We start from the raw sequence: 12,314 nt of genomic DNA on the forward strand, positions 1-12,314 counted from the left end.
TCCGTGACCGGGAACCCCGTTTCCTGGCATGCCGCCCATCGACGCATTACATCTGGTCACGAGCGGAACCGCCGCGGAACCCACAGGGCGCTCGGCGGTTATCCGCGCACGGAAATCATTTACACGCAGGGCAGGCAAGCCATACATTTAGCAATGGCTGATTCCCGCTGATTCGAGATGAGGAGTGTTGGTCCCGTTGAATATCCTGCACCGGATAGCCTCTGACGTGCACCTGATGCTGCGCCGCCCGGCGCGCATGCAGTATGCCGCGCTGTGCTACCGCGTCGGCAAGAAGGCGGCACCCGAAATCCTGTTGATCACCAGCCGCGATACCGGCCGTTGGGTCATCCCGAAGGGATGGCCGATGCAGGGGAAGAGCGCGTACGAAGTCGCCGAGCGCGAGGCCTACGAGGAGGCCGGCGTCAAGGGCAGGACACAGAAGGCCTCGATCGGCTCCTATGTCTATCGCAAGCGCATGGACCATGGCGTGGCGATCTCGTGCAAGGTGCAGGTCCATGCGCTCGAAGTCGAGGATTTCTGCAAGAATTTCCCCGAGAAGGGCACGAGGCGGCTCGAATGGGTCGACTACCGGGAAGCGGCAAAGCGCGTTGCCGAGCCTTCGCTGAAAGAGCTGATCCTCGGCTTCGGCAAGCGAATGAGCCCTCCGCCTGAGCCGCGGACGGCAAACGGCTGACGGCTCCGGCCGCGTCGATGCCCGCCAGGCCTGGAAAGATTTCCGCCGGCACCGTCCCTTTCCCCTTCCTTGAATTTCGCTTGAACGCCCCGGCCCGTGCGGCTACTGGCGACCTGACAACAGAGAAAGACCGGTGGGGAGAACGATTGGTGGCCAAGCCGCGCCCGCGCCTCGAAAAGCTGACGCTCGACAAGGATCTCGACAAGGTCAGCCTTGCCGAGGAGGCGTCGCACCATGTGATGCGCCGATTGGCGGCTCCAGGCCTGGCGGCCCTCTTCCTCCTCCTCAGCATGGGCTTTGCCGCGACCTATTTCACCGGTGCGTCCGGCGGCGCCGTCGTTGTCGTCGCGGCGGCAGTCGCGGCCTACATGGCGATGAACATCGGTGCCAACGACGTGACGAACAACGTCGGCGCGGCGGTCGGCGCAAAGGCCATGTCCATGGCAACGGCACTGGCGATCGCCGCCATATTCGAGATCGCGGGTGCGCTGATCGCCGGGCGCAGGGTGACGCTTACCATCGAGGCCGGCATCATCCACGGGACGCAGGTCATGCGTGCCGACGAACTGGTCTGGGTGATGATGGCGGCGCTGCTTTCGTCAGCGATCTGGATCAACGTCGCCACTTTTGCGCGTGCGCCGGTGTCGACCACGCATTCGGTCATCGGCGGCATCGTGGGCGCCGGCGTGGCCGCGGCCGGGCTCGGCAGCGTCAAATGGTGGGCGATCGCGGGGATCACGGCGAGCTGGTCCGTTTCGCCACTGCTCGGCGGCGCCCTCGCCGCCCTGTTTCTGGCATTTCTGAAGGAATTCGTCACCTACCAGGACGACAAGATTGCGGCGGCGCGGCGCTGGATGCCGATCGCACTCGGCGTGATGGCCGGCGCCTTCACCGCCTACGTCGCCGTTTTCGCCCTCGTGCACCTCGCCGTGATCTCGCTTGCGGCCGGCCTGTCGATCGGCGTCGCCACCGGCACCGCCTGCTATATGCTCTCCAAGCCATGGATCCGTCGCCATTCGGAAGGGCTCGACAATCGCAACCAGTCGCTGCGCAAGCTGTTCCGGGTGCCGCTCATCTTCGCCGCCGCGCTCCTCTCCTTCGCGCACGGCGCCAACGACGTGTCGAATGCCATCGGCCCCCTGGTGGCGATCGTCTCGGCTGTCGATGGCGCGGTATCGACGGCGCGGTCGGAGGCGCCGTTCTGGGTGCTGCTCATCGGCGCGCTCGGCATCTCGCTTGGCCTCACCCTTTACGGCCCGCTGCTGATCCGCGTCGTCGGCGAGGAGATCACCCGGCTCAATCCCATGCGGGCCTTCTGCGTGGCGCTGGCGACCGCGGTCACGGTGCTGATCGCCTCGGCGCTCGGGCTGCCGATCAGTTCCACCCACACAGCGGTCGGCGGCGTATTCGGCGTCGGTTTCTTCCGCGAATGGTACACGCGCCGCTCGACCCGGCGGGTCGATTATGTCCGGCGCAAGACCGGCCAGGCCGATTTCATGGAGAAGGTGGAAACGAATTTCGCCGAGGTGCGCCGCCGCCGGCTCGTGCGCCGGTCCTATTTCCTGACGATCGTCGCTGCCTGGGTGATCACGGTGCCCGCGTCGGCGCTGCTCTCGGCGATCGTCTATCTCCTGCTTTCCAGTCTGTTTCTGTAGAGGTGGTCCATAATGCGCGCCAACTTCCGCATGCAGCGCCTGTTCATCGAGAGTCCGCTTCACGCCGGCGCCAGGCACGAGACCACGCGAGAGCAGTTCAACTACCTCGTCAATGTGCTCCGATTCGACGAGGGATCGGCGCTTCTCGTGTTCAACGGCCGGGATGGCGAGTGGCGCGCGGAGTTCACCATGCCCTCGCGCAAGCAGGCGGTTCTCGTCGCCACCGAACAGACCCGCCCCCAGCCGGAGCCTTCGGACCTCGTCTACCTGTTCGCGCCGCTCAAGGCCGGCCGGCTCGACTATCTCGTGCAGAAGGCCGTCGAGATGGGGGCGGGCGTGCTGCAGCCGGTGATGACGCAGCATGTGCAGGGCAAGCTCGGCAATCTCGAGCGCGTGCGCGCCAATGTCATCGAGGCAGCCGAGCAATGCGGCGTACTCGGCATTCCGGCCGTCGAGCCGCCGCGCAAGCTCGAGGAGCTCGTGACGACCTGGCCGCGCGACCGGCGCATCATCTTCTGCGACGAGGGCAATGAAGGCCAGAATCCGTTGCCGATCCTCAAGGGGATCACGGAACGCCGCCTGGCCCTGCTGATCGGTCCGGAGGGCGGCTTCTCGGAGGCCGAGCGGACGCTTCTCAGAAGCCTCGATTTCGTGACGGCAATTCCGCTCGGCCCGCGCATCCTGCGCGCCGACACGGCGGCGGTCGCCGCCATGGCGGTCATCCAGGCTGCGGTCGGCGACTGGCGATAGCCCCTGCCCGACGGCGCCGCTCGTGTCGTCAGATGCGCCGAAGGTCGCTGTAGCGGTTTGAATTCCTGCGTGATTTAGTCCGCAAGCCGGTTGCGATATAAGGGACCGGGCAGCGGCACGCCGACACGGAGTTTTTTTGACGCCACCTTGAAAGAAATTGACTTGCACCGCACTTGAATCCGGTCCAAGCACCCTCCATCCACTCCTGCTGACCGCCGGGAGCCGTCCAGACAAAAGAAGACGAATACATGGCCCGAGACACCACCGACCAGACGCCGGTTACCTCCGTTGCCGACCTGACCGCCTATCTGGCATCAGGCTCGAAGCCGAAGGAGAAGTTCCGGATCGGCACCGAGCACGAGAAATTCGCCTTCTTCAGGGCAGACAACAGCCCCGTGCCCTATTTCGGCGACGCCAGCATCCAGGCGCTCCTGAACGGCATGGCCGAAAGGAACGGCTGGGAGGCGATCGTCGACGAGGGCAACATCATCGGGCTTGCCGACCACGACGGCAACGGCGCGATCTCGCTGGAGCCCGGCGGACAGTTCGAGCTTTCCGGCGCCGCACTCGAGAACCTGCATCAGACTTGCAAGGAATCCAACCAGCACCTCGCCGTCCTTCGCGAGATCGCCGAGCCGCTCGGCATCCGCTTCCTCGGCATCGGCGGCAGCCCGAAATGGACCTTCGAAGAGACGCCGCGCATGCCGAAGTCGCGTTACGCGATCATGACGCGCTACATGCCGAAGGTCGGCTCCAAGGGCCTCGACATGATGTACCGCACCTGCACGATCCAGGTGAACCTCGACTTCTCCTCCGAGGAGGACATGCTGCGCAAGATGCAGGTGTCGATGAAGCTGCAGCCGCTCGCGACCGCGCTCTTCGCAAGTTCCCCCTTCACCGACGGCAGGCCGAACGGGCTGCTTTCGTGGCGCGGGGATATCTGGCGCGACACCGACAACAATCGCGCCGGGCTGTTGCCGGCCGCCTTCAAGCCGGATTTCGGCTTTGCCGACTACGTCGAATGGGCGCTCGACGTGCCGATGTATTTCGTCGTGCGCGACGGCCATTATCACGACTGTACCCATGTCACCTTCCGCCAGTTCATGAACGGGGCGCTGAAGGGTGAGATCGCCGAGTGGCAACCGAACATGGGCGACTGGACCAACCACCTTTCGACCCTCTTCCCCGACGTTCGTCTCAAGCGCTTCCTCGAGATGCGCGGCGCCGACGGCGGTCCGTGGCGGCGGATCTGTGCGCTCCCGGCCTTCTGGGTCGGGCTGCTTTATGACGACGAGGCGCTTTCGGCGGCCGAAGACCTGACCCGCGACTGGAGCTATGAGGAGATTCTGGCCCTGAGGAACGCCGTCCCGGCGCAGGCGCTCAACGCCACGTTCAGGGCGAAATCGCTCTTCGACGTCGCGCGCGAGGTTGTTGCGATTTCACGCGACGGGCTGAAGCGCCGCAACCGCCTAAACGGCGACGGCATCGACGAAAGCCAGTTCCTGGCGCCGCTCGACGAAGTGCTGGCGAAGCGGGCGACGCTCGCCGAGGACATGCTCGCGCTCTACCACGGCCGCTGGAACAAGTCGGTCGAACCGGTCTTTGCCGAATACCAGTACTGAGCAGGCGGGAGGGAAGGCACGCCTTTCCTCGATCCGCTGCTGCCGGCGACGCATAAAAGCGGTTTCCAGCCTCCGGATTCGCATTATAGTGCAACGACATGGTCGTTCGCCGGGAAGGAAGGGCAATGGCACCGCTTTTTGACATGTTCGCACAGGCGCAGAACGGCCATGCCATCGAACTGATGGCGAAACAGTTCGGCCTCGCCCAGGAGCAGATGGCGAAGGCGGCGGCGGCGCTGATGCCGGCCTTCTCCACCGGCTTCAAGCGCAACACCGCCGACCCTTATGATTTCGGCGCGCTGCTGACGGCGCTCTCGACGGGAAACTACGCTAAGTACTTCGAGGATATGAGCCAGGCGTTCACGCCCCAGGGCGTCGCGGACGGCAACGGCGTTCTCGGTCAGCTTTTCGGCTCGAAGGAGATGTCGCGCGCGATCGCGGCGCAGGCGGCGCAGATGACCGGGATCGGCCAGGAGATCTACAAGCAGATGCTGCCGGTGATGGCGAGCACGCTCATGGGCGGCCTCTTCAAGGAGACCGCGGAGCGGGCCGGCGACGCGCTCGCCAACAATCCGTTCATGGTGCTGATGCAGCAGTGGATGGAGGCGACAGGCCTCGCCAGGAAGCCGGCACCGCCGCCGAACCCCTTCGACAATCCCTTCACCCAGGCCATGCAGGGCTTCTTCGGCGCAGCCAAGGCACAGGAGAAGCCGAAGGCGCCCGATCTTTTTGCCGACAATCCGTTTTTCAAGGCATTCCAGGACATGACGCGAACCGGCACCGGGACGCCCGAGAAGTCGCCCGAGCAAAACCCGGGCTTCGCGCAGTTCTCGCAGGTGATGAACACCATGTTCGACACCGGCCTGGAGATGCAGAAGGAATACCAGAAGAACATCGACGCCCTGTTCGAGAGCTACAGGAAGGATTCCGGCGGCAAGGCTTGAGGCTGGCGGAAGGCCGCAGATTTGCAGCGATTTGCAAGGGACGAAGACGCCGCCGCGAGCCCCTTCTCCCCGTCAAAACGGGGAGAAGGTGCCGGCAGGCGGATGAGGGGCGCACCCCTCCTCCGTCGCATAAAAAAGCCCGGTACATGTCTTGGCATGTACCGGGCAAGCGGCAGGGTCTATTGGCTCATACCCTGCGGGGAACTCTTCGGTGCGTCTTCATCACCGTAATTCGAAATTTCGCGGCATGACCCGCGCAAAGGCGACAAGCTTTCGCGGATCATGCCGCAATGGCGCATCCGAGGCGGCGGGATGCGCCACGGGGACTTTCAGTCGTGGCGAACGCCCCGGTAAAAGAGGGTCGCCCGATTGCGCGAGGCGCGCGTCAGATAGCTGCCCGGATTGTCGAAGAAGGCCGAAGTCAACGCCTCGTGCAGGTCTTCGCGTTTCAGCCCCATGTCGAGCAACTGACGGTCGTCGAGATCTTGCAGACGGGCGATCTGGCTGCGGTTTCGGTAGAGGTGCCAGACCGCCGTCAGCACGCCGACGACGCCAGCCGTGCGGGACGCAAGCGACGGCTTGCAGGCAACGGGGTCGAGATCGAGGGCGTGGGGGGTCGTGCGCATGACGGAACTCCTTCTCTCAGGCACGAAGAGACCTTTCCCCTGCGGGGAGGTCTACGCAGGGGCAGGCGGCAACGATTTGGTTGGATCGGCGTGGGAGGGCGCCGGGGGATTGACGTAATTTGCGACTTATCAATCGCAAATCCTTATTGATCAGTCCAACGAATGTTTTTAATGATATTCATCAAACAATCTTATGGGTATTCCGGCCATGTCCGCACCGCTCGATATTGATCAGTTGCAAACTTTCGTCGCCATTGCAGACACGGGCAGCTTCACCAAGGCCGCCGATCGCGTTTTCAAGACCCAGTCCGCCGTTTCGATGCAGATGCGCCGCCTGGAGGAACGCATCGGCAAGGCGCTGTTCATGAAGGACGGCCGCGGCAACCGGCTGACGGTCGAGGGCGACAGGCTCCTGAATTTCGCCCGGCGGATGATCCGTCTCAACAACGAGGCAATCGCATCCTTCGACGACAATCGCCTCGAAGGCACGCTCAGGATCGGCACGCCGGACGACTATGCCGACCGCTACATGCCCGAGATCATCGTTCGGTTCGCCAAGACGCATCCGAACGTCGAGCTCTACATCGTCTGCGAACCCTCGGCCGATCTTGCCGAGAAGATGGCGAAGGGCGATCTCGACATTGCCCTGGTGACCCACAATCCGCGGGCGCGGGCCTCGGACGTCGTGCGCACCGAGCCGCTCTGCTGGGTCGCCTCGATCAACCACCCGCTGCCGGAAAATGCACCGATCCCGCTTGCCGTCGGCCGCCGCGACTGCCTGTGGCGCCAGGCGGCCTGCGCCGCCCTCGATGCGACGGGACGGGAGTACCAGATCCTGTTCACGAGCTGGTCCTCGACGGTCGTCGCCGCCGCGGTGCTCGCCGGCATGGCGGTATCGGTTCTGCCGGAGTCGGCGCTGCGCCCCGGCATGAAGGTGCTGACGCTGGCGGACGGTTTCCCGGCGCTGGCCCCGGTCCAGATCGGCATCATGAAGCGACCCGGGCTTTCGCCGTCGCTGTCGAACGCCATCACCAATCACATCACCGCCTGCCTCGACAACATCACGCCGATCGCCGTCAACGACGATCTCGACGGCGATATCAAGGGCTATCCGCGTTATCCGCGCCTGCGCCAGAGCCACATGCTGCCGGGCTGGTGAGCGGGTCAAGACGCGAAGGCCGCGCCCGGACGAGGCGCGGCCTTCATCTTTCGTGCGGGCGGTTCCCGGCGGCGTTTCAGCCAAGCTTCGCCTTCAAAAACTCGACCGTCCGCTGCCAGGCAAGATCGGCCGCCTCCTTGTTGTAGCGGGCTGCCGAGGTGTCGTTGTTGAAGGCATGGTTGACGCCGTCATAGACGTGGATCGTGGCGTCCTTGCCGTTCTCCGTCAGCGCCTTGCGATAGGCGTCGATGCCGGCATTGATGCGCTCGTCGAGCCCGGCATAGTGCAGGAGCAGCGCCGCCTTGATCTTCGACACGTCCTCGGCCTTCGGCTGGGCGCCGTAATAGGCGACGGCGGCCTTGAGATCGGGAGCGTTCACCGCAAGCCGATTGACGAGGCCACCGCCCCAGCAAAAGCCGATCGCGCCGACGCTGCCGGTGCTGTCCGCATGCCCCTTCAGGAAGGCCACGGTGTCGACCGCATCTTCGGTGGTCTCGGCCTGATCGAGCGCGCCGATCATCTCCCGCGCCTTGTCCTCGTCCTCCGGCGTCCCGCCGCTCGGCGACAGGAAATCGGGCGCAAGCGCCAGGAAACCCTCGACCGCAACCCGGCGCGCCACATCCCTGATGTGCGGATTGAGGCCGCGATTCTCATGAATGACGATCACCGCCGGGAGCTTGCCCGACATGTTGGCGGGCCGGACCAGATAGCCCTTCATCTCTCCATCGGCGCCCGGGTAGGTGATGTCCTCGCCCTTGATCCGCTCGTCCGTCGCGGCGATCATTTCCGCCTTGGCGCTGTTGGCGGCGAGCAGCGGCGCGATTGCCGCCGCGGCCGCCGCGGAACCGGCGAGCGCCGTGAGGCTTTCCATGAAGCGGCGGCGATCGAGAGTGAGGTGGGTGTATTCGTCATATGCATCGATCATCGCCTGGGTGATGACAGGCTTCTCCATGACGGCCTCCTTGGCAATTGTTCCGCTCGGCGGCCCGGCAACGGCAAACCGCCCGTTGACAAGATAGGTCAACGGGCGGCCCCTGGCGTACAAAACTGCGTTACTGCCGGTTGAACTCAACCATTGAGATCGAGGACGATTGGACTGCCGCACGCGCGTAGGTCGGCCCGGCCCAGCCGATGCCATCGGCGTCTGTCGCGTCAGATCATCAGAAGCCCTGATCGGGACGCATCCGGCGCCCCGCAGGGGGACACAAAGGTGTATCAGGCGGCACCCGGATAGTTCGGGCTCTCGCGGGTGATCGTGACGTCATGCGCGTGGCTCTCGCGCAGGCCGGCGCCGGAGATGCGCACGAAGGTCGCACGCTCCTGGTATTCCTTGATGGTCGCGCCGCCGACATAGCCCATCGACGCCCGGAGGCCGCCGGCAAGCTGGTGCAGAACGCCGCCCACCGGGCCCTTGTAGGGAACCTGGCCCTCGATGCCCTCCGGCACGAGCTTCAGCGTATCGCGAACCTCGGCCTGGAAATAGCGGTCGGCCGAGCCGCGCGCCATGGCGCCGACGGAGCCCATGCCGCGATAGGCCTTGAAGGAGCGGCCCTGGTAGAGGAAAACCTCGCCCGGGCTCTCTTCGGTGCCGGCGAGCAGCGAGCCGATCATCACGGCCGAAGCGCCGGCGGCAATCGCCTTGGCGAGGTCGCCGGAATATTTGATGCCGCCATCGGCGATGACCGGCACGCCGGAGGCCTGCGCCGCCTCGACCGCCGCCATGATCGCGGCGAGCTGCGGCACGCCGACGCCGGCGACGATGCGCGTGGTGCAGATGGAACCGGGACCGATGCCGACCTTGACGGCATCCGCGCCGGCATCGATCAGCGCCCGGGTGCCCTCCGCCGTCGCGACGTTGCCGGCCATGATGCGAACCGAGTTCGACAGCTTCTTGATCCGGCCGACCGCGTCGAGCACGCGCTGGGAATGGCCATGGGCGGTATCGACGACGATCAGGTCGACGCCGGCGTCGATCAGCCGCTCGGCACGCTCGTAGCCGTCGTCACCCACGCCGACCGCCGCGGCGGCGCGAAGCCGTCCCTGCGAGTCCTTCGAGGCGTTGGGGTTCAACTGCGACTTCTCGATGTCCTTCACGGTGATCAGCCCGACGCAGCGGCCGTCCGGATCGACCACCAGAAGCTTCTCGATGCGGTGCTTGTGCAGGAGACGCTTGGCCTCCTGCTGGTCGACGTTCTCCTTGACGGTGACCAGGTTCTCCCGGGTCATCAGTTCGTAGATCTTCTGGCCCGGGTCGGAGGCGAAGCGGACGTCGCGGTTGGTGAGGATGCCGACGAGGCGGCCCTGGGTCTGCCCGCCGACGCCACCGTTTTCGACGACCGGAATGCCGGAGATGCCGTGCGCCTTCATCAGGCTCAGCGCATCGGCAAGCGTCGCGTCCGGGCCGATCGTCACCGGATTGACGACCATGCCGCTTTCGAATTTCTTGACCTGGCGCACCTCTTCGGCCTGCTCGGCAGGCGTCAGGTTGCGGTGGATGACGCCGATGCCGCCGGCCTGGGCCATGGCGATCGCGAGCCGCGCCTCGGTGACGGTGTCCATGGCGGACGAAAGGATCGGGAGATTGAGGTCGATGTCCTGCGCGATGCGGGTGGCGATATTCGTCTGGCCCGGCATCACCTCGGAATGTCCCGGCTGGAGCAGGACGTCGTCGAAGGTCAAAGCCTCCAGACCGGTTGCCGTTTCGATGATGCGCGCCATGGCCAGCTCCTCTTCAATAAACGAAAATCCCCGGGGACTATCTGTGACTTGTCCACCGGGTGACTTCAAAGCTTGTCTTGGAAGTTGGCGAGGGCTCGTAACACGGATATATCGGAATGAAAATAGTCAAGGGCCGGAAATCGCCCGCGCCTCGCATAATTTTGTTGCAGGGCAACAAAGGTCCTGCGCCCGGACGTCGAACGGACAGGTTGACGGCAGGCGGGATCACAGGCTTTTGATCTGCAATCCCCGGTTTCGCCGCGGTAAAGCCATCGCAGGCGTTTACGCGCGCCTCCACTTGCCATGCCCGAAGGCCCCGCTCCCATGAACCGCATCGTCCCGCTGATTCTCGCCGTCGCCTTGTTCATGGAGCAGATGGATTCGACCGTCATCTCGACGTCGCTGCCGGCGATCGCGCACGACATCGGCGTCGGGCCGATCACGCTGAAGCTGGCGCTGACCTCCTACATGGTGGCGCTGGCGATCTTCATTCCCTTGAGCGGCTGGATGGCGGACCGCTTCGGCGCCAAGCGCATCTTCCGGGCGGCGATCCTCGTCTTCGTCGCCGGCTCCGTGCTCTGCGCCTTGTCGGGCAGCCTCGTCGCCTTCGTCCTCTCGCGCTTCCTGCAGGGCATGGGCGGCGCGATGATGACGCCGGTCGCGCGCCTGGTACTGGTGCGGAGCGCACCCCGCAGCGAGCTCGTCTCCGCCATGGCGCTGCTCACGATCCCGGCGCTGGTCGGCCCGCTGGCGGGCCCGCCGCTCGGCGGCTTCATCACCACCTATTTCTCCTGGCACTGGATCTTCCTCATCAACGTGCCGGTCGGCGTCGTCGGCTATGTCCTCTCCGGCATCCATCTCCCCGAGATGGAGCGGCGAAATCCGCCGCCCGTCGACATTCTCGGTTTCCTGCTCGGCGGCATCGCCGCCGCCGGCGTCGTCTTCGGCCTATCGGTCATCAGCCTGCCGGCCTTGCCGCCGGCCGTCGGGCTCGCTTCCGTCTCGGCCGGCATCGTCGCCTCGCTTCTCTACGTCTTCCACGCCCGCCGGCATCCGGCTCCGGTGCTCGACCTCAGCCTGTTTCGCGACGGCGCTTTCCGCGCGGCCTCGATCGGCGGCACCATCTTCCGTATTTCCGTCGGCGCCGTGCCCTTCCTGATGCCGCTGATGCTGCAGGTCGGCTTCGGCCTCAACCCGTTCGAGTCGGGCCTCATCACCTTCATCGGCGCGGTCGGCGCCATCACCACCAAATTCCTCGCCCGTCGCGTGCTCGCCTTCGCCGGTTTCCGCACGACGCTGATCGTCGCAGCCGTCATCGCCGCCGTCATGACCTTCGCCAACAGCTTCTTCACGCCTGCGACGCCCTATCTGGTGATGCTCCTCATCCTGCTCGTCGCCGGCTTTGCCCGCTCCTTCTTCTTCACCAGCGTCAACGCGCTCTCCTTCGCCGATATCGCGGATGCGGATGCCTCGAAGGCGACGTCGATGAGCGCCGTCCTGCAGCAGATCAGCCTTGCGCTGGGGGTCGCCGTCGCCGGCGCCATCCTCGAAATCGAGACGACGGTGAGCGGCGGACCGCTCACCGTCCGCGATTTCCACGTCGCCTTCATGCTGATCGCCATCGCCAACCTGCTCGCGGCGATCCCCTTCCTCACCATGGCGAAGAATGCCGGCGCCTCCGTCTCGGGGCACCGGCTGCCGATACCGGCAGCCGAGACGACGGCGGGCAAGTAGAGCCGAACAAGAGGAGATGCCGGCGAGCTATTCCGGCCGTTCGCAGACCGCCGAGAGCTTGTTGCCGTCCGGGTCGCGGACATAGGCGGCGTAGAAATTCGGGTGGAAGGGCCTGAGGCCCGGCGCGCCCTCGTCCGTTCCCCCGCCCGCCAGTGCCGCCGCATGGAACGCGTCGACGGCGGCCCTCGTCTCCGCCGTGAGCGCAATCGAGGTGCCGTTGCCGAAGGTTGCCGGTTCGCGGTTGAACGGTTTCGTCACCCAGAAGCGGCAACGCACGTCGAGATCGCCGCCATAGCCGATTTCAGTGTCATCCTGGCGCTGCCGCCGGAAGCCCAGAGTCGCGAGAACGGGATCATAGAAGGCGCCGGCGCGCTCGAGATCGTTGGTGCCGACCGTCACGTAAAGCAGCATG

At 65.2% G+C, this 12,314-nt stretch carries 11 protein-coding genes; 7 read left to right on the plus strand and 4 right to left on the minus strand.

Going from position 1 to position 12,314, the window contains the following annotated elements:
* Positions 1–196: 196 nt before the first annotated feature.
* From ATB98_RS15515 to ATB98_RS15535, 5 genes are all read left to right on the plus strand, one after another.
* On the plus strand, positions 197–694 hold the full coding sequence (locus tag ATB98_RS15515; protein WP_084435485.1) for an NUDIX hydrolase: 498 nt from the start codon (positions 197–199) through the stop codon (positions 692–694).
* A 149-nt stretch (positions 695–843) separates the two neighbouring features.
* The gene (locus ATB98_RS15520; RefSeq protein WP_066875596.1) at positions 844–2,349 is read left to right on the plus strand and encodes an inorganic phosphate transporter; all 1,506 of its coding nucleotides are present in this window, start codon (positions 844–846) and stop codon (positions 2,347–2,349) included.
* A gap of 12 nt (positions 2,350–2,361) precedes the next feature.
* On the plus strand, positions 2,362–3,099 hold the full coding sequence (locus ATB98_RS15525; protein WP_066875183.1) for a 16S rRNA (uracil(1498)-N(3))-methyltransferase: 738 nt from the start codon (positions 2,362–2,364) through the stop codon (positions 3,097–3,099).
* A gap of 248 nt (positions 3,100–3,347) precedes the next feature.
* Complete coding sequence (locus tag ATB98_RS15530; protein ID WP_066875185.1) at positions 3,348–4,721, plus strand: glutamate--cysteine ligase; 1,374 nt, start codon at positions 3,348–3,350, stop codon at positions 4,719–4,721.
* Positions 4,722–4,846: 125 nt separating this feature from the next.
* Complete coding sequence (locus ATB98_RS15535) at positions 4,847–5,665, plus strand: DUF937 domain-containing protein (RefSeq protein ID WP_066875187.1); 819 nt, start codon at positions 4,847–4,849, stop codon at positions 5,663–5,665.
* Between the two features lie 329 nt (positions 5,666–5,994).
* On the opposite strand, the gene ATB98_RS15540 is transcribed toward ATB98_RS15535, so the two are convergent.
* Complete coding sequence (locus tag ATB98_RS15540) at positions 5,995–6,291, minus strand: DUF1127 domain-containing protein (RefSeq protein ID WP_066875189.1); 297 nt, start codon at positions 6,289–6,291, stop codon at positions 5,995–5,997.
* Between the two features lie 208 nt (positions 6,292–6,499).
* On the opposite strand from ATB98_RS15540, the gene ATB98_RS15545 reads away from it, so the two are divergent.
* Positions 6,500–7,450 carry a LysR substrate-binding domain-containing protein gene (locus tag ATB98_RS15545; RefSeq protein ID WP_066875597.1) on the plus strand — a complete coding sequence of 317 codons (951 nt, stop codon included), beginning with the start codon at positions 6,500–6,502 and terminating at the stop codon, positions 7,448–7,450.
* A gap of 76 nt (positions 7,451–7,526) precedes the next feature.
* On the opposite strand, the gene ATB98_RS15550 is transcribed toward ATB98_RS15545, so the two are convergent.
* A complete protein-coding gene (locus ATB98_RS15550; protein WP_066875598.1) occupies positions 7,527–8,402 on the minus strand; it encodes a dienelactone hydrolase family protein in 876 nt (291 codons plus the stop codon).
* Between the two features lie 263 nt (positions 8,403–8,665).
* A complete protein-coding gene (gene guaB, locus ATB98_RS15555) occupies positions 8,666–10,168 on the minus strand; it encodes an IMP dehydrogenase (RefSeq protein WP_066875191.1) in 1,503 nt (500 codons plus the stop codon).
* A gap of 324 nt (positions 10,169–10,492) precedes the next feature.
* On the opposite strand from guaB, the gene ATB98_RS15560 reads away from it, so the two are divergent.
* Positions 10,493–11,902 carry a DHA2 family efflux MFS transporter permease subunit gene (locus ATB98_RS15560; RefSeq protein ID WP_066875193.1) on the plus strand — a complete coding sequence of 470 codons (1,410 nt, stop codon included), beginning with the start codon at positions 10,493–10,495 and terminating at the stop codon, positions 11,900–11,902.
* 27 nt (positions 11,903–11,929) lie between these two features.
* On the opposite strand, the gene ATB98_RS15565 is transcribed toward ATB98_RS15560, so the two are convergent.
* Positions 11,930–12,313, minus strand: coding sequence for a VOC family protein (locus ATB98_RS15565; RefSeq protein WP_066875195.1), 384 nt, complete (start codon positions 12,311–12,313; stop codon positions 11,930–11,932).
* Position 12,314 lies beyond the last annotated feature (1 nt).

It is taken from the genome of Sinorhizobium saheli (assembly GCF_001651875.1).
GTDB lineage: Bacteria > Pseudomonadota > Alphaproteobacteria > Rhizobiales > Rhizobiaceae > Sinorhizobium > Sinorhizobium saheli.

What these genes read in the sequence shown, in the direction of transcription:
- ATB98_RS15525 (WP_066875183.1), top strand. Translation starts at nt 2,362, where the DNA reads ATGCGCGCCAACTTCCGCATGCAGCGCCTGTTCATCGAGAGTCCGCTT.
- ATB98_RS15530 (WP_066875185.1), top strand. Translation starts at nt 3,348, where the DNA reads ATGGCCCGAGACACCACCGACCAGACGCCGGTTACCTCCGTTGCCGAC.
- ATB98_RS15535 (WP_066875187.1), top strand. Translation starts at nt 4,847, where the DNA reads ATGGCACCGCTTTTTGACATGTTCGCACAGGCGCAGAACGGCCATGCC.
- ATB98_RS15540 (WP_066875189.1), bottom strand. Translation starts at nt 6,291, where the DNA reads ATGCGCACGACCCCCCACGCCCTCGATCTCGACCCCGTTGCCTGCAAG.
- ATB98_RS15545 (WP_066875597.1), top strand. Translation starts at nt 6,500, where the DNA reads ATGTCCGCACCGCTCGATATTGATCAGTTGCAAACTTTCGTCGCCATT.
- ATB98_RS15550 (WP_066875598.1), bottom strand. Translation starts at nt 8,402, where the DNA reads ATGGAGAAGCCTGTCATCACCCAGGCGATGATCGATGCATATGACGAA.
- guaB (WP_066875191.1), bottom strand. Translation starts at nt 10,168, where the DNA reads ATGGCGCGCATCATCGAAACGGCAACCGGTCTGGAGGCTTTGACCTTC.
- ATB98_RS15560 (WP_066875193.1), top strand. Translation starts at nt 10,493, where the DNA reads ATGAACCGCATCGTCCCGCTGATTCTCGCCGTCGCCTTGTTCATGGAG.
- ATB98_RS15565 (WP_066875195.1), bottom strand. Translation starts at nt 12,313, where the DNA reads ATGCTGCTTTACGTGACGGTCGGCACCAACGATCTCGAGCGCGCCGGC.